The organism is Phycisphaeraceae bacterium (assembly GCA_020851465.1).
Classification (GTDB): domain Bacteria; phylum Planctomycetota; class Phycisphaerae; order Phycisphaerales; family Phycisphaeraceae; genus JADZCR01.
The window spans coordinates 311,008-336,109 of record JADZCR010000001.1 but is presented as its reverse complement, the minus strand read 5'-3'; the positions used below and the strand labels follow the sequence as shown (position 1 = coordinate 336,109).

Annotated in this window: 17 protein-coding genes; 6 read left to right on the top strand and 11 right to left on the bottom strand. The window is 60.1% G+C overall.

Going from position 1 to position 25,102, the window contains the following annotated elements; all coding sequences use genetic code 11:
• Positions 1–12 precede the first annotated feature (12 nt).
• The 7 genes from IT444_01255 to IT444_01225 all read right to left on the bottom strand — a co-directional run bounded on the left by IT444_01255 (position 13) and on the right by IT444_01225 (position 12,387).
• Positions 13–1,110: a terpene cyclase/mutase family protein gene (locus IT444_01255; GenBank protein ID MCC7191382.1), complete on the bottom strand. Its 1,098-nt coding sequence runs from the start codon at positions 1,108–1,110 to the stop codon at positions 13–15.
• Positions 1,107–1,844, bottom strand: a complete 738-nt coding sequence (locus IT444_01250; GenBank protein ID MCC7191381.1) for a hypothetical protein — start codon at positions 1,842–1,844, stop codon at positions 1,107–1,109. The genes IT444_01255 and IT444_01250 overlap by 4 nt, the downstream gene beginning before the upstream one ends.
• A complete protein-coding gene (locus IT444_01245) occupies positions 1,841–5,344 on the bottom strand; it encodes a hypothetical protein (GenBank protein MCC7191380.1) in 3,504 nt (1,167 codons plus the stop codon). Before IT444_01245 ends, IT444_01250 begins: the two co-directional genes overlap by 4 nt.
• Positions 5,345–5,396: 52 nt before the next feature.
• Positions 5,397–7,886 (bottom strand): hypothetical protein, encoded by a 2,490-nt coding sequence (locus tag IT444_01240; GenBank protein MCC7191379.1) that lies wholly within the window; start codon positions 7,884–7,886, stop codon positions 5,397–5,399.
• 74 nt (positions 7,887–7,960) lie between these two features.
• Positions 7,961–10,192 carry a BatA domain-containing protein gene (locus tag IT444_01235; protein ID MCC7191378.1) on the bottom strand — a complete coding sequence of 744 codons (2,232 nt, stop codon included), beginning with the start codon at positions 10,190–10,192 and terminating at the stop codon, positions 7,961–7,963.
• A 24-nt stretch (positions 10,193–10,216) separates the two neighbouring features.
• The gene (locus IT444_01230; GenBank protein MCC7191377.1) at positions 10,217–11,251 is read right to left on the bottom strand and encodes a DUF58 domain-containing protein; all 1,035 of its coding nucleotides are present in this window, start codon (positions 11,249–11,251) and stop codon (positions 10,217–10,219) included.
• Between the two features lie 59 nt (positions 11,252–11,310).
• Entirely contained in the window at positions 11,311–12,387 is a 1,077-nt protein-coding gene (locus tag IT444_01225) for a MoxR family ATPase (protein MCC7191376.1), read from the bottom strand.
• A gap of 370 nt (positions 12,388–12,757) precedes the next feature.
• Here IT444_01225 and mutM point away from each other — a divergent pair, with 370 nt between their 5' ends.
• Positions 12,758–13,651, top strand: a complete 894-nt coding sequence (mutM, locus tag IT444_01220; GenBank protein MCC7191375.1) for a bifunctional DNA-formamidopyrimidine glycosylase/DNA-(apurinic or apyrimidinic site) lyase — start codon at positions 12,758–12,760, stop codon at positions 13,649–13,651.
• A 75-nt stretch (positions 13,652–13,726) separates the two neighbouring features.
• Here the strand turns inward: mutM and can are convergent, their stop codons facing one another.
• The 3 genes from can to dnaA form a co-directional block, all read right to left on the bottom strand.
• A complete protein-coding gene (gene can, locus IT444_01215) occupies positions 13,727–14,371 on the bottom strand; it encodes a carbonate dehydratase (protein ID MCC7191374.1) in 645 nt (214 codons plus the stop codon).
• Between the two features lie 455 nt (positions 14,372–14,826).
• The gene (locus IT444_01210) at positions 14,827–15,408 is read right to left on the bottom strand and encodes a DUF2585 family protein (protein MCC7191373.1); all 582 of its coding nucleotides are present in this window, start codon (positions 15,406–15,408) and stop codon (positions 14,827–14,829) included.
• Positions 15,409–15,531: 123 nt separating this feature from the next.
• Positions 15,532–17,046 (bottom strand): chromosomal replication initiator protein DnaA, encoded by a 1,515-nt coding sequence (dnaA, locus tag IT444_01205; GenBank protein ID MCC7191372.1) that lies wholly within the window; start codon positions 17,044–17,046, stop codon positions 15,532–15,534.
• A gap of 314 nt (positions 17,047–17,360) precedes the next feature.
• On the opposite strand from dnaA, the gene IT444_01200 reads away from it, so the two are divergent.
• The 4 genes from IT444_01200 (at position 17,361) to IT444_01185 (ending at position 21,654) form a co-directional block, all read left to right on the top strand.
• Positions 17,361–18,578: a hypothetical protein gene (locus tag IT444_01200; GenBank protein ID MCC7191371.1), complete on the top strand. Its 1,218-nt coding sequence runs from the start codon at positions 17,361–17,363 to the stop codon at positions 18,576–18,578.
• Between the two features lie 133 nt (positions 18,579–18,711).
• A complete protein-coding gene (gene lpdA, locus IT444_01195; GenBank protein ID MCC7191370.1) occupies positions 18,712–20,214 on the top strand; it encodes a dihydrolipoyl dehydrogenase in 1,503 nt (500 codons plus the stop codon).
• An 83-nt stretch (positions 20,215–20,297) separates the two neighbouring features.
• The gene (locus tag IT444_01190; GenBank protein ID MCC7191369.1) at positions 20,298–21,134 is read left to right on the top strand and encodes a dienelactone hydrolase family protein; all 837 of its coding nucleotides are present in this window, start codon (positions 20,298–20,300) and stop codon (positions 21,132–21,134) included.
• 46 nt (positions 21,135–21,180) lie between these two features.
• Entirely contained in the window at positions 21,181–21,654 is a 474-nt protein-coding gene (locus IT444_01185) for a hypothetical protein (GenBank protein MCC7191368.1), read from the top strand.
• 39 nt (positions 21,655–21,693) lie between these two features.
• Here the strand turns inward: IT444_01185 and IT444_01180 are convergent, their stop codons facing one another.
• On the bottom strand, positions 21,694–22,485 hold the full coding sequence (locus tag IT444_01180; GenBank protein MCC7191367.1) for an SDR family oxidoreductase: 792 nt from the start codon (positions 22,483–22,485) through the stop codon (positions 21,694–21,696).
• A 174-nt stretch (positions 22,486–22,659) separates the two neighbouring features.
• Here IT444_01180 and IT444_01175 point away from each other — a divergent pair, with 174 nt between their 5' ends.
• The gene (locus tag IT444_01175; GenBank protein MCC7191366.1) at positions 22,660–25,062 is read left to right on the top strand and encodes an aminotransferase class III-fold pyridoxal phosphate-dependent enzyme; all 2,403 of its coding nucleotides are present in this window, start codon (positions 22,660–22,662) and stop codon (positions 25,060–25,062) included.
• The last annotated feature ends 40 nt before the right edge of the window (positions 25,063–25,102 follow it).

Genomic DNA, 25,102 nt, shown 5'->3' with positions numbered 1-25,102 from the left:
CGCTGTTCCTGTTCACCGCTGGAAGATCGGCAGGAGACGATTGGGAGCTTCGAGCACGATCAGCGCCATCGCGGTGCCGTATTCCTCACCGTTTTCCGAGGCCCAGCCGCCGCTGTCCTGTTGCTGTCGGACCATCTCATCGCGCACGCGCGGGTACCACTCTGACCAGTATTTCCCGCCGGCCAGGAACATCGCCTGTACCGCGTAGTATTGGCCGTAGAAGTAGTGACCATTGCCCGGCGTCGCCTCGTTTTTCTGTCGCAGCAGGTAGTCCAGACCGTTCTTCAATGCCTGATCTTCATACACGCCGGCATAGTAGAGGCTGGCCACTCCTGCCGCCGAGCGGGGAAACGCCGAGCCGCCGGAGTTGAGCATGTAGCGAAAGCCGCCGTCCGTGGGATTCTGACAATGGCGGACATACACGATTGCTCGGTCGATGGTGGCCTTGGGTACGGACAGGCCCGCGTTTCGTGCTGAGCGCAGGCCCATGATCTGGGTGATGGTGACGGAGATGTCCGCATCGAAGGGGACGGGGTGATAGCGCCACCCGCCCTCAGCATTCTGTGTGCCGACCGTGAGCTTGACCGCTTTCATCAGCGCCTCGCGGACTCGCTTGTCGCCGGTCATGCCGTACACCTCACCCAGAAAAAGCATCGCATAGCCGTGGCCGTACATCGGTCCCTGTGATACCTCGCCGGCGATCAGACCGGTTGGTTGCGCATTTTTGAGGATGTAATCAAGCCCCTTCTGCACCTGTGCGCCGTACTTACCCCGGCTGGGCAAGTGCCCCTCCGCTAAAAACGCCAGCATCGCCAGCGAAGTAACACCCATCGCCTGCCCGGACCGCGCCTCGCCGAAGCTGCCGTCAGCCGACTGCAGCGCTGCGAGCCGCGCCAGACCGCGATCAATCGCGGCACGCGACTGGGTGGTGATCTCGACGAAGACCGGGGCGTCGGCGGCAAAAACAGGAGACGGCTGCAATGCCGTCAAAATCATCAACACACACACGACGACCGGCGACCAATGGGCTGATCGCAGCCAAAGTATTCGCCGCCGCCGTGCGGACTTCTGCGCTTGCTCGCTGCTGGTCTGAAATCGTTGCTTTGTCATCTCTCTTCTTCCGCAAGCCGTTTGTAATACTGTTCCGTCAGTTCCTGATACACCGGACTGAACCGCTCACCAAGTCCCTGCTGAAGCTCCTCGCGCAGACGAGGCGGAAGGTTGCCCCATTCGGTACGAGTCGAGTCTATTGGTTTGTCAGGGTTGGCGTCGCGCTGTCCCATCGGCGCCTTGCCGCTGCTGGTGGATTGCTGATTCGCCTGTTGCTGGCTCGGTGATTGCGACTGCGCTTGTTGGTTTTGATCACTCCCGTTATCCGGCGGACGCTGACTCGACGAAGAGGAGGGCGGCGGGCTGCTGTTTTGCTCAACGGAGGCGATCACCTGATCGAGTTTGGAAAGCACCGCCAGTTGAATCCGCTGAGTATCGAGGCCGGGATCAACCTGCCCAAGCCGATCTGAGGCTTCGCTCATCTGTCCGATGGCTTCATGAAAAAGGTCTGCTGCCTCGGTAAGCGACAACCGCTGCGCCACTTCAGGATCAACCGGAACGCCTGCATCGTCAGGTCGATGCTTGTTCGGAGCGGGCTGCGTGGTCGGCGGCTTGAGGTTGAGCAGCTCATCAATGGTCGGTTGTGACTCCGCCCGGACATTCGCCGAGAACATCAGCGTCAGCATCCACGCAAACGTCGTGAAGAAAAGACCGCTGCGGCTCAGCGTGACTCGAACACTCGACCGCCCCGCGCTTGCTGTGATGAGGGTTGAGGATTGTGGCAATCGTTTCATGGCTGTCCTCCTCGAACAGGCGGTTGGGATTTCATCGATTCGATCAGGTCTTCACCTAAGCCTGACAACGCCCGCTGCTCCGCGGAAATCTGAAGCACCCGCCGTTTCCGGGCCGCAGCATCAAGGTTCGACGCTTCTGACACGCGCTTGGTTCGCTGATAAACCGTCGCCTGCATCCCGCGCAGGGCTTTGAGCTGGGCAATCGGCGGAACCAGCGGCGGCTCACCGCCTCCTCCGCCTCCGCCATTACCGGCATTGTTGTCCTGCGGTTTGGCAAACGGATCATCCTTCTGCGCCTGATCCAATGCTGCAATCATCGTCTGGAGCGAAGAAACAATGGCCTCCTGATCGTCCAATACCTCCTCGTCCGCCTGTGCTCCACGGAGTCGCGTCGTCACGCGCTGTGCAGCCTTGTCGATCTGGTCATGCAGGTGTTTGAAAAGGAGCGTGTCCTCGACTTCCTCGCCGAGCTTTCGCGCCGCTTCTTTGAAATCGGCCTGCTGATCGCCCAGAGCGATCAACTCGGCGCGTTGTCTGCGATTGAGTTGTCCCGACGCCAGCGGGGTGGTTTTGTTGTTAATCGCTTCCTGCACCTTGGCGAGCTTGGCGTATTCCTCCTTGAGTCGTGTGCGTTCTTTCTGGTTGGCTTTTGACTGGGCCTCGTCGCGGAGATTTTTCGCCTCCGCCAGGGCGGCCTCCAGACTCACCAGCGCGAGTTTTTCGATCTCGGCAGCAGGCTGACGCTTCCTTTCGCGCAGTGCTGCGGCGGCATCGCCCTGATGACCCGCAGCGTCAGCGAGATGTTTCGCCACGCCGGTCGCTTTGGACTGGCGGGCCTCATCTTCCACCGAAAGCGTATTTCGCCGCAGGATTCCCAGCGACGATTCGAGCGCACCAAAATCCTGGGCGGCTGCCAACTGGCTCATCTGTGCTTTTTGTTGCGCAATGAGTTTCTCGATCGATTCGACCAGAGCCATCATTTTCCGCCGCAACATTTCCTGCTCGTCCGCGGAAGGTTTGCTCATCTGGTCGAGCATTGCCTGCATGGTTGTGAGGGCCTGTTGCTGGGCGTTGCCCGCTTCGGAAAGCTTGTTTTCCTTCAGTGCGTCGCCGGCACGATTCGTCGCATCCAGCAGGCCCTGTTTTTCCGCGATCTCCGCTGCATCCTTGAGTGTCTGGGCTGTCTCTTTGTCGGCAGGATCTTTCGGATTTTCCGCGAGCGAATCCGCTGTTGAATGGAGTTGCCGAGACAGCGCATCAATCTTTGCCGACAAGGCTGCTTCACGGCCGGCCAGGTCGTCGAGCATTTTCTTTTCCGCCGGCGTGAGCTGTTCGGGAGTTTTGCCCAGAGTCTTGGGTAACTCGCCGCGTGTATCCGCTGCGATCGCGCTCTGTGTGGACATCAGCGCCTGAAGCTGCGCCAACAAGCCCGCGGTGTCACGACCGCGGTCAAGCAGGCTCACCAGATCCGTCAACGTGTCGGCAACCTGGGCCTGCGTCTTTGTCGCCTCGTCGCTTTTGCTCGCTGTCGCGGCGTCTTTGGTTGCTTTCCGGTCGTCGTCCAGCTTTGCCTTCGCTGTTTCAGATAAAGTTTTTGCTTTGTTCAGAAGCGATTCCGCCTTCTGCATCAGATCGCTGAGCTGCGCATCGCCGAGCCTGTTGCGTGTCATGCGGTTCTGAAGCGACTGGAGCACGCCCGACTGGTTTTCCACTCGCCGCGATATTTCCTCCTGACCTGCCAATGCGTGGTCCAGCCGGCTGTTGAGAAGATCGCGCTGTTGTTGGTTGATATGAATTGCCTGATCGCGGATGGCGTCGAGCTCCGTGCGGATCTGTGCGGAAAGTGTGGCTGGGTCGATGATGCGCAGGCGGCGGGGGGTTGAAGTGACGGGTTGATGACGTTTTCCGTCCAGGTCAAAAATATCCTGTGCCGTCACGAGCAGCACCACTTCGTCGTTGGGCTTGGCACCCAGTGAAGCGATCTCCAGCGAGCGACCCGCGGTGAGGCGATTGGCGCGTCCGGTCACCTCCCGCAACACGACCGTTCCCGGAGCAGCTGCGCTACCCGTAACTGCGGTGACCGACGGCGTACCTGCGGCGATGCGTTGCCCGGTGAGAGTGACGCGCTGAACCGCCAGATCGTCCTGTGCTAAACCTTCCGCCTGAAGCACCGCCGTCGCCAGCACCGCTTCGTCTGAAGCCGGCTGAGAAACCGTTGCGACCGGCGGCTGATCGACGGTCATCTCGATGCGGTAGTTTCGCTCCGAGACGTTGCCCAGACCGTACTCGTCCACCAGTTGCACGCGCGTCTGCACGCTGCGTTTGAGCTTGAAACTCGCCTCGATCGCCGGCACTCCGCCTGCGTGATTTGCCTCCACGGTTGAAAACGTCACGCCCTCCTCTCCCGCGAGACCGGGCAGAACTTCCGTGAAGTTGCGCGTGGTGGGGATCGGCTTGTTAAGCTCGAACCGCCATCGGACGGTTGAGCCTTCCAGTGCTGATGCTGTGCCCAGTGGTCCAGCCAGTTCGTCAAGCGTGACGGCCTGCTCCGCCACGACTCCTCTGGCGTAAACGGGCGGCTCGATGTTCAGCCGCGCCGCGATGACCGCCGGTCGCTCGACGATCGCCAACTCCTGTGCCGGCGTTTCTCCATCACCAGCCTGGAAATAAAATTCGAGCTTCGCCTTCTCGCCCGCACGGATGGTTGGATCGACGATGCCCTCGAACATCCGGCCGGCGGTACCTGTCTCCGTCGCCTGCTCGTTGAGCAGCACCTGCTGCCACGCACCGATTCCACGGCTGTCTCGTAATCGGTAATACGCCCACGCCCGCATACCCGGCCAGATCACGCCATCCGCGCGGACCTGCAGGCGGACAGGCGTGTCGCTCGGCCAGACCGCCTGACGTGTCATGCTGGTGAGATTCGTCCGCCGCGGCCACTCCGCTCCGCTCCACGGCATAAGCCATCGGCGGGCTGCCAGCGCACTCGACCACGGCGCGAGCACGATGACCACACTCAATCCGACAATCACCGCTGCCAGCGTTCCTGCGTGAATCAGCGATCGCTTGGGATTGATGAGACGATTGATCGCCACGCCGGAAAGTCTGGGCCGCAGCGATGAGATGCTCGCATCGACCAAGGATGCAGCACGCGGGTTGTCGGAATAGGTTGCACGCTGCGCGCTGAACTCGACTCCCGTAGCCAGCAGGCCGTCCAGCTGCGGATACAGCCCTTCCGCGCGTAATGCCAGTGTGCTCAGGTCGGGGTGAAAATCCAACGCCTGCATCAGTCGTGTCCACAGCCAATAGCCCGCCGTCGCCAGCAGCACTAGTGCCGTCACGACGCGAAACCACGCAGGCAGTCGCAGCACGTAGTCAACTACACCCAGCGTCAGCGCGACCAGCAGCACAACCGCGAGCCAGCGCGCCACGACCTGCGCAACCAGCAGCCGTCGTGCTGTGTGCTGTACTGATTCGAGTTGTTGCTTCACATCCTGCATAAACCGTCCGTCGAGCAATCGATCATAGGGTGCGCCGGGGTGCAGCCTGCGGTTACACCAGCCGGATCATTTTTCGTCCGATCCACTCCGCGGAAATAAGAGTCACGATGGCAAACAGTGCCAGGTATGAGTTCCACAACGGCTCACGAATATCGTTGGGAGTGCGGCGTGCTCGATTGGGAATGAGGTTTTCCAGTTCGTCCAGCCGATCAAGCGGGACCACCTTGCCTCCGGTCGCTGCGGCCAGCATCGCCAGCCGCTCACGATCCGGCGCGGGTTGGCGCAGCTCATCATCCGCACGGATGACCTCGACCTCCTGCGTGAGATTCAAGTCATCAAGCGTCGGCTCGACGACGCGCAGCATCATCGCCCCCGCGGAAGCAGGGTGCCAGACCGCTTGAAATACCTTGCCTCCTGTTGCCGGCGATTCGGATGATGTCGGCAGGGGAAGCAGTTCCAATTGCTCGACAGCGCGGTCGCGTCCGCCGCCGGGTTGGGCTGCGTCTTCCTGGCGGATGACCGCGACACGGATGCGCGACATCTCGCGCTGGCTGAGCAACTCATCCTGCAACCGGACGGTCACGACCACTGGTTGATCGAGTTCCGCGCGGCGGTCAGAGGCGGTCAGCACCGCACGACCCGCGCCCTGCTGCAGCCGCCCGCGCCCCAGCATCCGCACAAGCTGCATCCAGAACTGCTCGAAATAAAGCTCTCCCCGGCCGGCACGCCAGCGCCACGATTCATCCGTGGCGACATACACCACCTGACCCGCACCGTAACGCAGCCGCGTCACCAGCGGAAATGATCGGCCGGCCAACGGGTTGGAAGTCGCCAGCACTTCCGCACTGGTCTTAAGCTCGCCGAGATTCTGCGCCCAGAAATGCGGCGGCAGACCGGCGGGCCAGGTCTGCGGCGGAGTCGGACCTGACAGCTCCGTTGTGTTTGATCGGAGTCGCAGCACCTGCAGCGCTTCGGCGAGTTTGGTCGGGCACATCGAAATCGGGCCAAGGCTCGGATCGATCCGTGAGACCGATCCCGGACTGCACATCGGCAGCAGGGCAGCCAGGGGCGTGCCTTCGTAGCTGCGCGGTGTGTCGTATTCTCCGCCGATCCACAGCAGCCCCGCGCCACGGGCGGAAACGTGATCCGCGATGAGCCGCAGTTGTTCCGGGCTGAAATAGGTACTCGGTACGTCGCCGATCACGATGACGTCATAGGGTTTGATCTCCTCCATCGTGGCCGGCAGCCTCGTGATCGGCAGTTGGCCTTCCTGGGCGAAATCGCGGTCGGCACTGATGAGCATCATGCTGCTGCGCACGCTTTTTTCCCGCACCAGCATGTTCTTGAGATAGCGGTATTCCCAGCGCGGGTAGCCCTCGACGTAAAGCACGCCCAGCGGCTGATCGACCAGCTCCAGTGCCAGCTCGCGATGATTGTTTTCGAGGATCAACTCGCCGCGCGAGATGTCGCGCACACCAGCCGCCGGCTCCATTTGACTTGAAGCGGATGCCGCGCGGTTGACCGGTGCCGTCGTTGCGGTACGGCCGTCGTAGCTGACTTCCACCTTCCACTTCACCGGGCCGACAACCGCCGAGACCGCGCTGAGGCGCACCGGCTCGCGCAGGAGATCATCAACCAGCTGTTGCTCATCAAGCGTCTTGTTCGTCACTTCATCAATCAGGCGCACACGCACCCGCGCGGGATCGACTCGAACTTCCGTCGGGTAATGATCGAGATAGACCGTGACCGGCACGGGATCGTTGATGAATGCTTTTCGCGGCGCATCGACCTGACCCACCGCCAGATCGAGCGGAGTCTGATTGGCGCCGAGAGGGACGGCAAAAACGTTGACCGCCTGCTGCTGCAGCCGGCGAACCAGCGTGCCGCCCGTGGACTGCGGCGAACGTCCATCGCTCATCACAATCAACCCGCTGACCGGCTGACCGGCCGCCCGCTGGAGTGCCTGCTCGATGGCGGTGCGCAAGGCGGTAGTCTGCCGCTGATCGTCCGGCTGAGTGGTGGGGGCTGCCAGAGGATTGATCTCAAAGGTGTTGCTGTTAAACCCCAGCCAGACGATGCGCCGGTCCTTGCCGAGTTTTTGATCGCCAAAGAGATCCGCGTGTCGCGTCAAGGCTTGTCGCAACGCTTCCTCGCGGCTGATGAGGGAGCTGGCGTCCGAACTTTCGCGGTCACCCGCTGTCCCTTCCATGTCGCGTATCCGCATGGATGCGCTTTCATCCACCAACACCAGCAGCGAGTCCTGCTCGACCAGCTCCTGATTCACCACGAGCATCGGTCCCAGCAGAAACGCGACGAGCAGAACAATCAACGCAGTACGGAGGACTCCCAGCGCGATCCGCGCCCACCGGGGGCCAAGCAATCGCCGATAGCTCCATCCGGCGATCAGTGCTGAGACCGCCAGTATCAGCAGCCAACCCCAGAGCGGCATCGCATATCGCCAGCCAATGGCCGCGCGCGGGTCCGACCAGCTCACGCGGTGAAGCCCCAGCAGCCAGTCAAGGATGGAAACGGTCAAAAGCATGGAATCCTATCAACGGCAAAACACCATTCGGATGATTCAGCCACACAACCTGTCGTCAGAACCTTGTTGTCCTTTCATGCGGCGGCGTGGCTGAATCGTTTCGCCAACGCGGTTTCAAAGAGCAGCAGAGCCAGCGTCGCCCAGAGCAACGGCCAACCCAGATCCGTGCGCGGCGCTTCAGCGAGCAGGGCGGCTTCCGGACGGCTGGATTCGAGCCATGACCAGGATCCCAGACGGCCAAGCCACCGCGCCAGCGCATCACTGTCGAGCGCCTGCGTGTTGCCCGCCTCGGCTGCAGGATTTACCGCCAGCTTTAATCCGATCCCCGGCTGCGCGGTGTAAACGGCGGGTTTTTCCAGCACCTCAGCGGGTTCGAGACCCGCATCGTTGCGCCGCAATACGATCACCGTCGATTCCGCCGCGACCAGTTGTTGTGCCCCATCCCATCGTCTGCCTAACAGCGGTCGATCACCGGCGGTAAGTTTCGTCAGCCGCACCGCGTCACCTGACGAGCCGAGCACACCACGCAAGGTTTCGTGAAGGAGCGGAACAAAAATCGGCTGCGTGGGCAGGTTGCTCCATGCGGTATCAACAGCCGTGGTAATCAGAATGACGCGGCCGTCACCCACGGGAGCTGACACCAGCCACGGTGAAGCGGGCGTCTTGCCGTCGGCTGACGAGGCGATTTGTGCCCAGCTCGAATCGCCCGTGACACCATTGATGTCCACCCGCCGCTTGATGCGCACCGGCTTGAGCAGTGCGGACCAGTCCGCTGCGAGCAGGCTCAGCGGTTCGGGCGCAGGAGTATCGAGACGGAGAGTCCATGGCATCGCTTCGGGAGCTTCCGTGACTTCGACACCCAGCATCCACTCAAGGCCAAAGTTTTTCTTAAGCTCTCCGCTCCAGGTGAGTGATTGATTGGTCGGCAGACATATCCAGACCAGGCCGCCGCCATTCGCAAAGCGGTGCAGAGCTGTCCAGCCACGGTCGTCGAGAGCGTCCGGGCTGAGCACGAAAACGGCGTCCAGCGATGCCAATGTTTGCTCATCAAGGTTTGCGTTGAGGATTTGCTGCGTTTCGATGGGGCCAGCGGAATTCTTTTTTCCTCCCGGCTGGAGTGCAAGAGCCAGCCACTCCTCCGGCGCCAATTCGCCTGTGGAGCGCACGTCTGACCGGCCATTACCCACCACTCCGACATGCAACTGTGATCGCAACTCCACAACAGCCTGTCGCTGATCGTCTGCGTCAATGGCGTCACGTTGCTGACCTGCTGCGATCCGGGCGCGCAGGATCATCTGCGTCCCGCCTGTCAGGGGCTTGTCGATTCGCGGCACGGGTACATCAAAGCTCAGAGTCGCCTCCGTCTGCCCGCTGGACCAGCGGTGCTCGCGTTGAAGTGACGTGATGGGCTTCTCCGCGTCATCCGCCAGCAGTGCCACATCCACCACGGTCAGTTCCGTGACGGTCTGCGGAGCGAATCGACGAAGCTTCAACTCCACGGGAATCGACGCAGCACCGCCTCCGGTCACCACCATCTGCCGACGAGGCACCAGCGACGCAATCTGCATGTTGCTGGCTTCACTCATTGGCCGGGTGACGAGAATCCGCGCCCGATCGCTCAGCGCAGCACCTTCCGGCGTGTGGTCCAGATCAATCGTGCCTGCGGCAAAGTCGCTGAGCATCACGACTAATCCGCGGTCCTGCGTCACGTTCTGTTTCGACAGCAGATCACCCACTGACGCCAACGCTGCCGGCCAGTCGGCGGCACTGAAACGAGGCTCCATCGCGGCCAGTGTTTGCCGGGCTTGATCGTGGTCGAGCGTAGGCGGGGCGATCTCCGCCCGCACCGGTCGTGCAGCGCGAAAAAGAGCGATGCGGTCAGTGGGACGCAGATGTTCGATCAGCCGCAGGGCCTGACTGCGCAATTCCTCAAACCGAGTACCCGTCGAGCTGAATGCCGCGCGTGTGCTCAGCGCGTCATCAATGACGATGCATACGGTTCTGCCTGTCGTGTCGGCACCGAACGCGCGGGCACATCCGTTTAACAGCGGACCCGACAGCGCCAGCCCCAGCACCAACAGTATCAGGCAGCGCACCAGCAGGAGCAGCCATTGTTCGATCTGCATCCGCTGTCGCTGTTTTTTGTACGCCTCAAAAAGAAATCGCATCGCTGCCCACGGCTGCGGACGGCGACGAAGGCGCGTCAGCAGATGGATGGCTATTGGAATCGCCACAGTCATCGCGCCCGCAGCGGCGAGACCGCTGACCGTAAAGAGCGACGTGATTTGCGCGATCAGAATCATCATTCAATCCCTGGCCGCTGGCGTGAATCAGCCGCGTTTGCCTGCAACACTCGCTCGCCGCGCAAGGAAGTGCGCCAGCGGCGCACCCAGAGGCTCGCTGGTATCAAGCATCAGATAATCAAAGCGGAATCGTCGCGTCGTTTCCTCGATGTGACGCTGGTGGTTACCCAGTGCTTCCAGATAAGCCTTGCGTAACGCAGCGGGGTCCAGGCCGAGTCGTCCATCGTTTTCAAGTCCCTCAAAATCCGCCGGCGTCCGAAACGGAAACTCCAGTTCCGCGTGGTCAAGAGTCTGAAGGACGATCAGATCATGCCGACGATGATGCAGACGCGCCAGTGCACGATCGAGTGATTCGGCTGCATCAAAGAGATCGCTGATGAGAACGATCAAGCTGCGCTGCGTCAGACGGGCGAGCATCTGGTCAAAGACGCGGGCGAGATCCGTGCCTGCGGGCGCGGCCGGCTGGGTCAGCGTCGCGGTGCTGCGTTCGGACCCCGCCAGCTTTTTTTCGTGCGCCAGCTCGCGGTCTTCCGCCCTGGGGGTTTCCGGTGTCGTCGTCGCCAGTAATTCAACGATGCTCCGCCAGTGATCGTGTGCGTTGGACATGCGCGTGGCCTGGAGCACCTTGCCTGAAAAGAGAACGACTCCCGCGCGGTCCTGTTGCCGCAGCGCGAGATAGCACATCGCCGCAGCGAGGCTCGCAGCATGGTCATACTTGCGCCACGGTTTATCGCTCGCTGCCTTTTGCTGTGATGTTGAAGAACTCCCGTATGCCATCGAACCCGACGCATCCACCATCACCACCAGGTCGAGGTTTGTCTCCTTCTGATATTGCTTGAGGTAGAGCTTGTCCGTGCGGCCAAAGACTTTCCAGTCGAGATAACGCAGGTCATCGCCTGACGTGTAGGGACGATGCTGGGCGAACTCGACACTGATGCCCTGATAAGGCGAGCGGTGCATGCCCGTCATCAGTCCCTCGACGATCATGCGGGCGCGCAGCTCCAGCGGGCCGATTGCGGCAAGGGTCTGCGGAGAGAGGTAGTTGATCGCCGGTTGACTCATGATCTCTCGTGCGGGGAGTGGTTTGGGTTTGCCCTTGATCGGACACGGACCTGTTTGGATTACCGCAGCACTGCAGCCATCCGTGCGTCTGACTGACCCGCGCCTTCGGCCACGGCGCGGAGCAGCCGATCCACCAGGTCATCGCTGGTGATGCCGTCAGCTTCCGCGTTGTAGTTGGTGATCAAGCGATGGCGCAGCACGGGATGTGCCACTGAGCGGATGTCGTCAGGCGTTACGTGTGTCCTGCCCTGCAAGATCGCGCGGGCTTTACCGGCCAGAATCAGATACTGGCTCGCGCGCGGACCTGCTCCCCACGCCAGGTAACGCTGAATGAAATCCGGTCGATAATCCGCCTCGCCGCGGCCGGGTTTGCGCGTCGCGCGCACGATCTTCAGCGCGAACTTGATCACGTTGTCCGCCACCGGCACATCACGCACCAGTGCCTGAATCTGGAGCACATCCTCCGCGCTCATGACGTGCTCGACGTTCACTTCATGTCTTGCCGTCGTGCGCTTGACGATCTCCAGCTCGTCCGCTTCGTTTGGATAGCCGACCTGGATCATGAACATGAACCGATCGAGCTGCGCTTCGGGCAGCGGATAGGTGCCTTCCTGCTCGATGGGATTCTGGGTTGCCAGGACGAAGAACGGCTGCGGCAGCGCGTGACGCATTCCGCCGGCTGTCACGTGATGTTCCTGCATTGCTTCGAGCAGCGCCGCCTGTGTCTTGGGAGGCGTGCGGTTGATCTCGTCAGCGAGGATCACGTTGGCGAACACCGGCCCTTTCACGAAGCGCATCACGCGCTTACCCGTCGTGCGGTCCTCCTCGATCACCTCTGTGCCGGTGATATCGCTGGGCATGAGGTCGGGTGTGAACTGAATGCGATTAAACGCCAGACTCAGCGTCCGGGCGATCGTCGAGATCAGCAGCGTCTTGGCCAGACCCGGCACGCCGACCAGCAGGCCGTGACCTTTGCAGAAGAGTGAGACAAAGAGCTGGTCGATCACCTCCTGCTGGCCGACGACGATCTTGCCCACCTCATCATGGAGCTTGCGCGAGGTCGTCTGGACCTTGGCAATCAATTCACGGGAGGCTTCCGGTTGCGGCGCAGGGATGCTTGGGTTTGCTTCCGACATCAGGATTCTCCAAGGCTTGGTTCAAGGGGAACGGCGGGCGGGTTCGCCAGCCTCTGACTCTTAGACGACGCGGACAACCGCAGGGTTTCGTGCAGGCAGCTCCGTGATTACGCAGCAACTCCATTCCAGCACGATCTGCAAGTATAGTTTCCTGAATCCACGCCTTTTTCAGAATGGACCCGTTAGGAGTCCCGGCGGGCGGCACCCCTGCAAAACGGCCGGGCACCCTGCGAGAAATGTTCACGTATTATAGGCTTGGTCAACCGCGAAATCCAATTTTTCGACCAACTTTTTTATGCGTAGATGGCAAGGCGTTTGGTGCCGACAAATGCCCGCCCGCAATCGCTTCGGAAAGGTGTGCTGACAAGTCATGCCGGAATTGCCTGAGGTCGAAACCGTACGCCGAACACTGGCCCGGCATGCGCTTGGACGGAAGGTGGTCGCAGTCGCAGTTCACCGGCCGGATATGGTCGAGGGTGATCGATCACTCCATGCGCTTCTCCAGGGTCAGAGGATCGTCGAGATCACCCGACACGGCAAACAACTGGCCATCCGCGCGGGTACCTGCGTCTGCGTACATCTGGGTATGACGGGATCGCTGTGTTGCGTGACACCAGACAAAAGCCGCGAGGAAAAGCATCGCTCTCCCAGCGGCACAGCAACACCAACCGCTAAACGACTTCACATCCATCTCTCGTGGACGCTGGACAACGGCAAGCGGATCGAGTTCCGCGACCCGCGACGATTCGGCGGTGTATGGACGTTTCCCCGCATGGATACCTTGCGGAATGTCCGTTGGAAAACTCTTGGTCCCGATGCTCTGAAAATCCGGGCTGCGGAACTGGCTGATGCTTTGGCTGAGACAAACCGACCGATCAAGGCTGCGCTGCTCGATCAAACGCTCGTCGCGGGGCTGGGAAATATCTACGTGGATGAAGCCCTCTTTGCTGCGGGTGTCCACCCGCTGACAAATTGCCGACAGATTGCTTCAGCGCCTCTGCAAACACTGCACGCACGGATACGGGAGATTCTGGCTCGCGCCATCGAAGCTGGAGGCTCAACGCTGCGTGATTATGTCGATGCGGAAGGTGCAGCGGGCGGATATCAGAAGCAACATCAGGTTTACGGCAGGAGCGGCCAGCCATGTCGAAAATGCCAGACCGTCTTGAAATCTCTCCGGCTCTCAGGGCGGATGACCGTTTACTGCCCGCGATGTCAGCCGCCGCCCACCAACGCGCGACAATCATCACGACGCCGAGCTTGAACGCCCTGTGCCCTCTGGTCGATTCGCCGTCATGTAATCAAAAACTCGACTGGCGTGCGGATTACCGGTTGATTTTCACTTAAGACCCTGAATCGCGGTCTCGAAAACCTGTTGATCTGTTGGCGGTTGAGTGACGGTTACCGATAGATCGCGCAGCAAGCCGTTGCTGACGCCGTAAACCCAGCCGTGGACGGACAGGTTTTGTCCTCGTTCCCAGGCTTCGCGGGCAATCGTGGTCTGGCAGACGTTGGCGACCTGCTCGATCACGTTGAGTTCACACAGCCGGTCGTGTGCTGCATTGTCATCGCGCATCGCAGCCAGACGTTTTTCATGCTTTTGCCGCACGTCCTGCACATGGCGAAGCCAGTTATCACTCAGGCCGATCCGATCACGTCGCAGAGCTGCGCGTACGCCGCTGCAACCATAGTGACCGCAGACGATGATGTGACCGACCTTCAACACGTCCACTGCAAACTGCATCACGGAGAGACAGTTGAGGTCGGTATGAACCACGATATTGGCGACGTTGCGATGAACAAACATCTCGCCTGCCGGCAAATCCACGATCTGATTGGCAGGCACCCGGGCGTCGGAACAGCCGATCCAAAGAAACTGCGGCGTCTGCTGGCGGGATAGCTTGAGGAAAAATTCCGGGTCCTGCTCCCGCACCCGCTGTGCCCATGCCTGATTTTTTTCGAAAAGATGTCGGAGAGTTAACATAGCTCGCGATCTTAGCGGCAATGATTTTGCGATGTGCCCTGATTCCAAAATTGTTTTTCAATCGCAACAAATCATTTCGACTCGCCGCCTGCTCGTCTCCGACCCGCGACTGTCACCAACCCTGTGGAGATGATGGGGAGAAACTCTCATCTGCTGTCGCATCAGGCCTCGCATCAACCGCCTGATCGCCATTCATTGTCGGCTGCGGCGGCTTTGTCACGCGGAATGGACGACAACGCTGCGGCGGCTGTTCGCCTCCGGCGCACTTCTGACATGTTATTCACGACGAATGCGCACAACATAACTCGTGTTTGTTTCCGTCTTTGAGTTGGTTTGGACTGCCTGTTTCCACCAACCGTCAGCGGAATACTGATATGAATATCTAAATTCATTTCTTTCTTAAGAGAGAAGACAGTTGGAAAAACAAAGGCCTGGATGTTGCCCAGCTCACCCCGTTACGCTCCCATCTGCCATCGTTTGATCCATTCAATCGGCCAGAGGAACATCAGCACGTTGAGGGTGAGGTTATCACGGATCATCAGTCCCACGCCGACTTCCATCAGCAGAGCCAGCGTCACGGTAGTCCATACGGGTAATCGTGCTGCGAGGAAGAAGCCGCCGATGCAAAAAAGAATATCGCACACCGAGTTGAGGATGCTGTCGCCGTAATAGGTCACAGAAGCGGTGGTGTTTCGGTAGTGGTCAATGATCGCCGGCGTGTTTTCCACGATTTCCCACGATGCCTCAACAAAAACGGAAAGCAAGAGACAAAGTCCCAGCGACCAGCGGCCGCGACCAAGCAGGCGGAAAACGCCATAAAAAATAAACCCGTGGATAATGTGTGAAAAGGTGTACCAGTCAGAGATCTGCTGTGAGTTTTCCGGGCCGTTGGCCTGTCCGACCCAGAGCTGGATGGTTCCGCTGCGCGACAGGAAGTGACGACCCATGACAACCAGAATCAGTACGGTGATCGTGATGACAATCAGAACCAGGAACAGGTAATGTCTCAACCCGACCGGACGTGCCAGTGATTTCATTGCTTCATCATAATCGTCAAGCCGGGAAACCAGCCAAGGGCATCCGCAGTTTCGCGGATGTAATAGCCATCATTTCGAGGTTGTCTGAAATGAACGGGTCAATCTCTTTGCAGTCGCCGCGATTCAGGATGTCGTCTGATTGTTTGATCGAGTGATCTGTTCGTCGATCTTTTCGATCTGTGCGGTGAAGGACTGGTCGATGCTCATTCGATCATCGACGGTGCGAATCGAGTGCATGACCGTGGTGTGATCGCGTCCGCCGAAGTAACCGCCGATTTCCTCCAAGCTGAAGCGTGTTCGTTTGCGCGCCAGCCACATGCAGACCTGGCGCGGCCCGGTGATGGATTTATGGCGGCGTTTGGATTGGAGGTCGCTGAGCTTGACGGCGTAGAAACTCGTCACGGCGTTGATGATGTTCTGCAGCGTAATCTGCGATCCGCCGGGATGAAGGACCGACTCACCCAGCGCCGACTGTGCCAATGCCATATCAATCGGCTTGTTCTGCAGCGCAGCGTGGCCTTGAATCGTGGTGATCGCGCCTTCCAGCTCGCGCGCGTTGGAGTCGATCTTGGTGGCGATGTAGGAAACGACTTCGTCAGGAATTTCCAAGCCGCGGATCTTTGCCTTGGCACGAATGATTGCGACGCGCGTTTCGTAGCAGGGTTTCGACACGTGCGCCACCAGCCCCCATTGGAACCGGCTGACCAATCGTTCCTCAAGCTGCGGGATTTCGCTCGGCGGCGAATCACTCGACAGAACGATCTGCCGGTTGGAAAGATAAAGATCGTTAAACGTGTTAAAGAACTCCTCCTGCGATCGTTCCTTGTTGGCCAGGAAGTGAATGTCGTCGATGACCAGAACATCCACGTGACGGTAACGATGGCGGAACTCCGCCATGTTTCCATCCTGCACGCACTGGAGAAACTGGTTACTGAACGAGTCGCAGGAGAGGTAGAGAATCCGCGTTTGCGGGTTCTGCTGCATGATGGTCTGACAGATCGCCTGAAGCAGGTGCGTCTTACCCAAGCCTACTCCGCCGTGAATAAAAAGCGGGTTGTACGCGGTGCCGGGTTGTTTGGAGACGGCGACGGCGGCGGCGCAGGCGAGCTGATTACCCGGACCGGTTACGAAGTTCTCAAAGGAATAGTCGGGGCTGATGACGATCTGGTCGAACTGCGAATCAATCGCCGCGGTCGCGGTTGCAGTCTGGCGCGGCGGGATGATCGGCAGGCGCTGCGGAATGGTCGGCTGGCCGGGTATCGCCCGGGTGCCGGGTGCAGCGGTTGAAGTCGCGGTCGCGCTGCCGCCACCCCTGTGGTTTTCGGTGATGGTGTCGTGTCCGTTGCCGTTACCGTTACCGCCGGCGTTGTCCCGCGTCGATGTTGTCGGTAGCGGCTCGGTTACAAAACGGACGGAGACCAGCGCGCCGGTGGCAGCCTGGGCCGCCTCGATGAATTGATCGATGCACTTGCGCTGGAGGTAATTCTGCTGAACGGCGCTGCTGGTATGAACCTTAAGCAGGCCCGAATTCATTTCGAGCGGCGCCAGTTCCTCAAACCACTGCCGACATATCGGGGCGTGGCGACGGCGCAGGTAGTCCATGATGTCGCGCCACAGCGCATGATCGATCTTGGCCATCGAACTAAAACTTTCTTCGCTTGCTCGTTGTTTGCTTCGCAGAGAACGTGTCCGCAGCGATTGGGGCCACCGCCCCTGGACACTCACCACAGTGCCTCGCTTGCGGACGACTTCAGACCATTCCGACCGTACCGTCTTTTGTTTTCATCAACACACCCGCATGGCGTGCATTGACGTAGGCAAAGTAAACCACACTTGCCGCACTGTCAATTGATCTGCATCAGGAATTCGTTTTTTATCGCGCGGTGCGAAGAAACTCACCCGACGCAAGCCGACTGCAATCTCACGCGAAACAATAACCGATAAATGAATTCATGGCTTCACCAAAGCTGATGGTGTTTGATGACGCACGCGGACGATGGGGTCCGCTGTGTGATCGCCGCGCCGTGTTCGAGTTGCGCACCGGCGCGATGACAACTCTGGAGCGCATCGAGCACGCATTGGGCGCGCGGGCGACGACGCTGCTGGCAGCACCTGCGCTGGCGGCATTGGTTTCTCAGCGCACCGGCCGCGATGATAAAACGTCATCGGGTAATGTGTTGGCGATCAACGGCCGTTGCGTGGACCTCGCGCACGCGGATCGGTTCCTCACGCTTCCTGCCGGAGCGGCAGTGGTTGATCCTGACGGTCAACTCGTCGCGGCTCATCTCTCCGAGGGAGTAACGGCTACCGAACTGCTTTTACCATCCTTTGATCCGCGTAAACGATTTACCTCGATTCACCAGCTTCAATCGTCGGTTCTCATTGATCGTCCATGGCAGATTCTGGAGCGTCTTGCCCATATTCTCCAAACCGACATCGACGCGACACATCTTCCAGGGTGGAGCGGCGATCCGCGTGTGCACACGCTTGGCCGTTACGCGATCAAGGTTGCGACGGATGCCCGTGTTCATCCGATGGTGGTGCTCAACGCGGAGAAGGGGCCGATCGCGATTGATTCGGCTGCGATCGTTGGTTCGTTCTGCGTCATTGCCGGGCCGTGTTACATCGGACGACACACGATCGTTCAGCCGCACACGCACATCCGCGCTACGACGAGCATCGGACCGGAGTGTCTGGTGGCCGGCGAGATCAGCCACTCGATTTTTCAGGGCTACAGCAATAAAGCCCACACGGGCTACCTCGGCAACAGTTTCGTCGGCGAGTGGGTTAACTTCGGTGCCGACACCAACGCCAGCAATCTGAAAAACACCTACGGCTCGGTGCGGGTGCAGCTTGAGGCGGGATCACCCACGGAAGACAGCCGGCAGAATAAGCTGGGGCCAATCGTCGGCGACTTCGTGCGCACCGCGATCAGCTCACGGTTGCAAACCGGATCATGCTTTTCGACGGGAACAATGCTCGCACGCTCGGGGTTTTCTCCCAAGTTCACACGTCGATTCGCGTTTCTCACGGATGAAGGCAAACCGGACGAACGCTACGAGATAGAAAAGTTTCTCGCGTCCGCCTGGGCGGTGATGAAACGGCGCGGTTGCGAGCTGACCTCGGCTGACGAGGCACGACTGCGAACGCTGCACGCGGAACAGCCGTGACCGTTCACAATGGCGTCGAGATTCTTATCTCCTGAAAAAGCGGCGCATACCTGCTGCGCGGTGTGTCTCGCGTCATCACGGACGGCATTCGCTACAATCGCCGGTCCGACGTTTTGAGCGAAAGGCGTGCATCATGGCGGAACAATCATCCGAACAATTTGATCTGGTGGTCATTGGCGGCGGGCCGGCCGGCTATGTCGGCGCGATCCGTGCTGCACAACTGGGTATGAAGGTCGCTTGCGTCGAGCGCGGTCAGCTCGGCGGTGTCTGCCTTAACTGGGGCTGCATCCCGACCAAGACGCTGCTGGCCAGCGCGGAGTTTTATCACCGTCTCAAACACGACGCAGCCGGTCTGGGTATCGAGACATCCGAGGTCAAACACAACTGGGACAGGATCATCAGCCGTTCACGCGGCGTGGCGGGAAATCTCAACCGCGGCATCGCAGGACTTTTCAAAAAACACAAGATCACGCACGTGTCCGGCAGCGCCCGCATTGCTGCGCCGGGTAAGGTCGAGGTGCTGAAGGTCGTACCCGGCAGCGAAAGCTCGTGGGATCCCAAACTCGCCTCCGCCGCAGCCAAGGGCGCAGGGCTTGAGCGGACGCTGCTGTGCAAAAACATCATGATCGCCACCGGCGCGATCGCGCGTACGCTCCCCGGCGTCGAATATGACGGCGAGCGTGTGCTGCACGCCCGGGATGCCATGTCACTCAAAGAACAACCCCGCAGTCTCATCATCATCGGCGGCGGCGCGATCGGCGTGGAGTTTGCGTACTTCTACAACGCCTTCGGCACCAAGGTCACGATCATCGAGATGATCGACCGACTTCTACCCATCGAAGACGCTGAAGTGAGCAAGGCTCTGGAAAAAAGCTACAAGGCAGCGGGCATCGAAGTGCGCACCGGCATGAAAACCATGTCGGTGAAAAAATCGGCAACCGGTGTCGAAGTCGCCATCGCGCCGGCGACGCAGCCGGGACAACCCGCGCCTTCAGCCGCAACCGCGGGGGAAACGCTTTCCGCGGATAAGGTTCTCGTTGCCATCGGCGTCAAGGGAAATTACGAAGGTCTCTTTGACGCAAAGCTCGGCATCGAAATTTTCAAGGATCACATCAAAGCAACTCGCCCCGCCTACCAGACCAGCGTCAAGGGCATCTACGCGGTCGGCGACGTGAACGGCCCGCCGTGGCTGGCGCACGTCGCCAGCGACGAAGCGATCGTCTGTGTCGAACAATTGGCCGGTCTGCACCCGCACCCCATTGATTACGACTCCATTCCCGGCTGCACCTACTGCCAGCCGCAGGTCGCCAGCGTCGGCCACACCGAAGCCAAGTGCAAAGAACTCGGCCTGGCGTACAAAGTCGGCAAGTTTCCCTTCATGGCCAGCGGCAAGGCACAAGCACTCGGCCACACGGAAGGATTCATCAAAATCATCTCGGATGACAAACACGGCGAAATCCTGGGTGTGCACATGATCGGCGACAACGTCACCGAACTCATCGCGGAGATGGTGCTCGCCAAGTCCAGCGAACTGACCGTAGATGAGGTCATCGCTGCGATGCACGCGCATCCAACCCTCAGCGAAGCGGTGCATGAGGCAGCTCTGGGCACTCGCGGGCGCATGATTCACTTCTGATGCGCCGCTGATCATCGCGGAGTTGCTGTGTCTCTGTCGGCGAGCTGCGTAAAATAAACAGCTCATCAGCCAAGGAGACTCCCATGAAGCGGCGATCACTGTATGTTTCGACGGTTCTGATTCTGTTGTTGACGTTGAGTGTCCGTGCGGAAGTCAAGACACAAGCCGTCGAATACAAATCCGGCGACACAACGCTCGTGGGCTATCTCGCCTATCCAGCGGAGCTGGAAGCGAGCAAGGATCAAAAGCGTCCCGCCATCGTCGTGGTGCATGAGTGGTGGGGGCTGAACGACTACCCCAGGGAACGCGCCCGCCAGCTTGCGGAGCTGGGCTACGTCGCCTTTGCTGCGGATATTTACGGCAATGGCCGGGTGACACAAAGCACTGAGGAAGCCGGTCAGTTGGCGGGACAGTTCAAGAGCAAGCCCGACCTGCTGCGTGAACGGCTCAAAGCGGCGGTTACTACGGCGGCCCATGCAAAGAGCTTTGTGGACGCGGACAAGATCGTGGTCATAGGGTATTGCTTCGGCGGTACGTCATCACTCGAAGCGGCGCGGAGCGGTTTGCCCATCGTCGGCGTCGTGAGCATTCACGGTGATCTTGAGATCCGCAAGCCCGCCGAGGAAGGCCAAATCTCCGCCAAGGTGCTCGTACTCACCGGGGTTGACGATCCCATGGTGCCGCCCGCGCAAATCGCGGCGTTTGAGAATGAAATGCGCACGCGCAAGGCGGATTATCAGGTGATCTCTTATGGCGGTGCGGTACACGGCTTTTCCAATCCCGCGGCGGATAAGGCCGGCATCAAGGGCGTGGCTTACAACGAGAAAGCGGACCATCGGTCCTGGGTGCATCTTCAGAATTTTCTCGCGGAGGTCGTCGGCACCCCGCCGCACGCAGGGTCCAGCGTGGAGAAAAAATAAACTCGCGATTTCACCGGAACCGCATCACCTGCGGGTTTGAATCAGCATGTCATCGCCCAACGACATCACCGGCATCATCATCGTCGATCATGGATCGCGCAAGGCGGCATCGAACGACATGCTGCTTGAGCTGGTGGAGATGTTCCGCAACCGGGTGAGGGATAAGCACAGCATCGTCGAGCCGGCACACATGGAGCTGGCTGAGCCATCGATTGCGACAGCTTTTGATCGCTGCGTCAGTCGCGGTGCGCAGCGCGTGGTGGTGATGCCTTATTTTCTTTTGCCCGGCCGACACTGGGAGGAGGACATTCCCCGTCTCACCGCCGAAGCCGCCGCCAAGCACCCCGGCATTGATTACCTGGTGGGTGCGCCGCTGGGACTGCACCCGTTGATCGCGGAGATCATCAAGTCACGGATGGAACATTGCATGGCGTTTGCGGCAGGCGAGGCGAAGGAATGCGATGTGTGTGCAGGAACCAGCCGGTGCATCATGCGGCAATCATCGGGAACAAAGGATTGACTCGCTGTCGTAAAAGAGCCTGTCCCGCATTTCGGATTTTCAGGTGAGGAATCGGCCGCCGTCGAGTCGGATGATCTGTCCGGTGCAGTAGTGGGCGTCGCGGATGAGAAAGAGTGCTGCCGTCGCCGCATCATCAGGAGTACCCGGCCGCGCCAGCGGCACGCGCCGCAGGTAGGCAGCGCGTTGGCGCGGCGTGTAGGAGTCCGCCCAGGCGACAACGCCCGGTGCCAGCGCATTGACGGTGACATGCGGGGCCAACTCCATCGCCAGTGTCATGGTGATTTCCTCCAGCGCTGCCTTGGAGGCGTTGTAGGCGACGTATCCTTTGAGCGGCTGGCCCATGACGTGAATATCAATGAAGTTCACGACGCGGCCAAGCGATGCGGGATCATTCACATCAGCGCGTGCTGCCAGCATCGGCGCGAATTTCTGAATGAGCAGGAGCGGTGCCAGCGCATTGACAGCCATGTTGCGCGAAAAATCTTTACTCGTGATGGTCGCCAGCGGGGATGGCGCGAAGATGCTGGCGTTGTTCACCAGGGCGTCGAGCCGGTTAAAGGTCTTGCGGAAGGCGCGGTGAACAGTCATCGCAGCCTGCGGGTGGGCGAGGTCCACGCGAATTCCCGCAGCCTGTCGTCCCATTGCTCGTATTTCCGTGAGCGTGTTGCGCGCTTCACAATCGCTGCGGTGATAGGTAATAGCCACGTCCATCCCCGAAGCAGCCAACTTCAGCGCGATTGCCCGTCCGACGCGCTTTGCGCCGCCGGTAACCAGTGCCACCTTGCCGTGAAGCTCCATTCCTTCGCGGGCTGCTGTTGCGCGTTTGCTCATTCTTGTGACCACCTTTCTGGACGACAGCTATGAATGTCACCAGCTCAGCCGCCATCCAGATCGACATTTGCTGACAACAGAACACGAACCACCCGGGCAGAGACGTTGCAGCGGGAATTCTAGCGATTCACAGCGAATGTCCGTAGGCCGGGGCAAGTCATCTACAATGTCGCAATGGCCACCACTTCCACAGCCTCGACTGCGGCGCAGGAGATTTCCAGCCTTGCCAAAGCGTGCAATCCATTCAACTATGGCGTGACACCGGCGGATCGGGAGTTGTTTGATCGGGAGCTGCGCAGCTTTGTCCCGCCTGACACCTTCGATGCGCACCTGCACTGGTTCAACCTTTCGCATCTGAGTCCGGGTACGCCACCCGATGCGTTAAAGCCCCGGCTGGATATCGGCTACGACGCGATGATCGCGCACACCGAGCAATGGATGGGTGATCGGACGCCTCGCGCGGGGTTGGCTTTTCCGTTTCCCGGCAAGTTCATTGATTCCGTGCAGAGCAATGCTTTTCTCGTCAACGAGCTGGCGCACCATCCCGACTCGCGCGGGCTGATGATGGTTTCACCCAAGGATGATCCCGCATATGTCGAGGACTTCATCAAGCGCAATCCGTGCATAGTCGGGCTGAAGGTTTATCACGTTTACGCAGACCGGCCGGACACCATGAACGCGGAACAGGGAGAGTTTCTCCCGGAGTGGGCGTGGGAAATAGCCGACCGCCGCAGCCTATGGATCACCATGCACCTGGTGTTGAACCGTGCCCTGGCGGACGCGCGGAATCAGCGTTACATCCGTGAGCACTGTCTCCGCTATCCGGGCGCGAAATATGTGCTGGCCCACGCGGCGCGCGGCTTCAGCGCATCTCACACCATCGAGGGGATTTCGAGTCTGCGACGATTGGACAATGTTTTCTTCGACACCTCAGCAGTCTGTGAAGCTGGTGCATTCGAGGCGATCCTTCGGGAGTTTGGAACCACGCGGTTGATGTACGGCAGCGATTTTCCAATTTCCGCCATGCGAGGCAGATCGATCAGTGCCGGCGACGGGTTCTTCTGGCTTTTCGACCACAACACTCAGTGGGACGGCTGGACGCTCGGCGGTCACACGCTCGTCGGCATCGAGTCGCTGTTCGCATTGAGGCAGGCTTCGCGCACGATGCACCTGACCAGCGGTGATCTCGAGCGGCTTTTTTCGACCAACGCCCGCCGCCTTCTGAACATTACCCCCGCACCCACCGGCGCAAAGGTTCAGGCACAGTACCGCCAGGCTAAGACGTTGATCCCCGGCGGCACGCAGCTTCTTTCCAAGCGGCCGGAAATGTTCGCCCCGGAGCAGTGGCCGGCCTATTACGAGCAGGCGATCGGCTGCGAAGTCGTCGATACCGACGGGCGAAAATTCATCGACATGAGCAGCGGCGGCATCCTCGCGTGCATTCTCGGCTACGCAGACCCGGACGTGAACGCCGCGGTGATCCGCCGGGTCAACCTGGGCACGATGAGCACGCTTCAGACCGCAGACGAAATCGAGGTCGCCCGATTGTTAACGCAGATTCATCCCTGGGCGCACATGGCCCGCTTCACGCGATCGGGAGGTGAAGCGATGGCGGTGGCGGTGCGTATCGCGCGGGCAGCCACCGGACGTGATAAGGTCACCATCTGCGGCTACCACGGCTGGCACGACTGGTATCTGTCCGCCAATCTCGGCGGAGTGGATGATGCGGGCAAGCGCACGCTCGACGGCCACCTCCTGCCGGGGCTTGAGCCTCGCGGCGTTCCGCGAAGTCTGGCGGGCACGGCGGTTACCTTCCGCTACAACCAGTTGGCGGAGCTTGATCAGATCATCGCCAAGCAGGGCAAAGAGATCGCGGCCATCGTCATGGAGACTACGCGGCAGGCGGAGCCGGAGCCGGGGTTCCTTGAAGGCGTGCGCCAACGCGCAGACCGCATCGGTGCGAAACTCCTGTTTGATGAGATTTCGATCGGCTGGCGTCTGTGTCTGGGCGGCGCGCACCTGAAGTACGGCGTGAATCCCGACCTGGCGGTGTACGCCAAGACGATCAGCAACGGGTTTGCGATGGGCGCGGTCATCGGCACACGGGAAACCATGCAGGCGGCGCAGGAGTCATTTATCTCCAGCGCCTATTGGACCGAAGGTGTCGGCCCGGCTGCTGCTGTTGCGGCCATCAAGAAGATGATGCAAATCGACGTGCCCTCGCACTTGCGACAAATCGGCGGAGCGGTTCTTGCCGGCTGGGAGGAGGCGGGGAAACGGCACCGCCTGCCGGTGAAGGTCGGCTCCCGCAGTGAGTTGACGGCGTTTTCCTTTGACCTGCCAGCACCGGACGCCGCCGCCGCCGCGACGTTTTTTACCGTCCGCATGCTCAGGCGGGGATTTCTGGCGAGCACCTATTTCAACCCCATGCTTGCGCACGAGATGCGGCATGCTCAGGCGTATCTGGCTGCTGTTAACGAGGTGTTTGGCGAGCTGGCCAAAGCACTGGCGGACGGCTGCGTCAAAGAACAGATCGGCGGGCCGGTGAAGCACAGCGGGTTCGCACGGTTGACCTGATCGGGAGGCTGGCTATCCGATCAGGCGGTCGATCCTTTAT

Bases quoted from the DNA above. Each gene is read 5' to 3' on its own strand.
- IT444_01235 (MCC7191378.1), bottom strand. From the start codon at position 10,192: ATGATGATTCTGATCGCGCAAATCACGTCGCTCTTTACGGTCAGCGGT.
- IT444_01250 (MCC7191381.1), bottom strand. From the start codon at position 1,844: ATGAAACGATTGCCACAATCCTCAACCCTCATCACAGCAAGCGCGGGG.
- IT444_01225 (MCC7191376.1), bottom strand. From the start codon at position 12,387: ATGTCGGAAGCAAACCCAAGCATCCCTGCGCCGCAACCGGAAGCCTCC.
- IT444_01245 (MCC7191380.1), bottom strand. From the start codon at position 5,344: ATGCAGGATGTGAAGCAACAACTCGAATCAGTACAGCACACAGCACGA.
- IT444_01190 (MCC7191369.1), top strand. From the start codon at position 20,298: ATGAAGCGGCGATCACTGTATGTTTCGACGGTTCTGATTCTGTTGTTG.
- IT444_01255 (MCC7191382.1), bottom strand. From the start codon at position 1,110: ATGACAAAGCAACGATTTCAGACCAGCAGCGAGCAAGCGCAGAAGTCC.
- IT444_01180 (MCC7191367.1), bottom strand. From the start codon at position 22,485: ATGAGCAAACGCGCAACAGCAGCCCGCGAAGGAATGGAGCTTCACGGC.
- IT444_01240 (MCC7191379.1), bottom strand. From the start codon at position 7,886: ATGCTTTTGACCGTTTCCATCCTTGACTGGCTGCTGGGGCTTCACCGC.
- IT444_01185 (MCC7191368.1), top strand. From the start codon at position 21,181: ATGTCATCGCCCAACGACATCACCGGCATCATCATCGTCGATCATGGA.
- IT444_01210 (MCC7191373.1), bottom strand. From the start codon at position 15,408: ATGAAATCACTGGCACGTCCGGTCGGGTTGAGACATTACCTGTTCCTG.
- IT444_01230 (MCC7191377.1), bottom strand. From the start codon at position 11,251: ATGAGTCAACCGGCGATCAACTACCTCTCTCCGCAGACCCTTGCCGCA.
- IT444_01200 (MCC7191371.1), top strand. From the start codon at position 17,361: ATGGCTTCACCAAAGCTGATGGTGTTTGATGACGCACGCGGACGATGG.
- can (MCC7191374.1), bottom strand. From the start codon at position 14,371: ATGTTAACTCTCCGACATCTTTTCGAAAAAAATCAGGCATGGGCACAG.
- mutM (MCC7191375.1), top strand. From the start codon at position 12,758: ATGCCGGAATTGCCTGAGGTCGAAACCGTACGCCGAACACTGGCCCGG.
- dnaA (MCC7191372.1), bottom strand. From the start codon at position 17,046: ATGGCCAAGATCGATCATGCGCTGTGGCGCGACATCATGGACTACCTG.
- IT444_01175 (MCC7191366.1), top strand. From the start codon at position 22,660: ATGGCCACCACTTCCACAGCCTCGACTGCGGCGCAGGAGATTTCCAGC.
- lpdA (MCC7191370.1), top strand. From the start codon at position 18,712: ATGGCGGAACAATCATCCGAACAATTTGATCTGGTGGTCATTGGCGGC.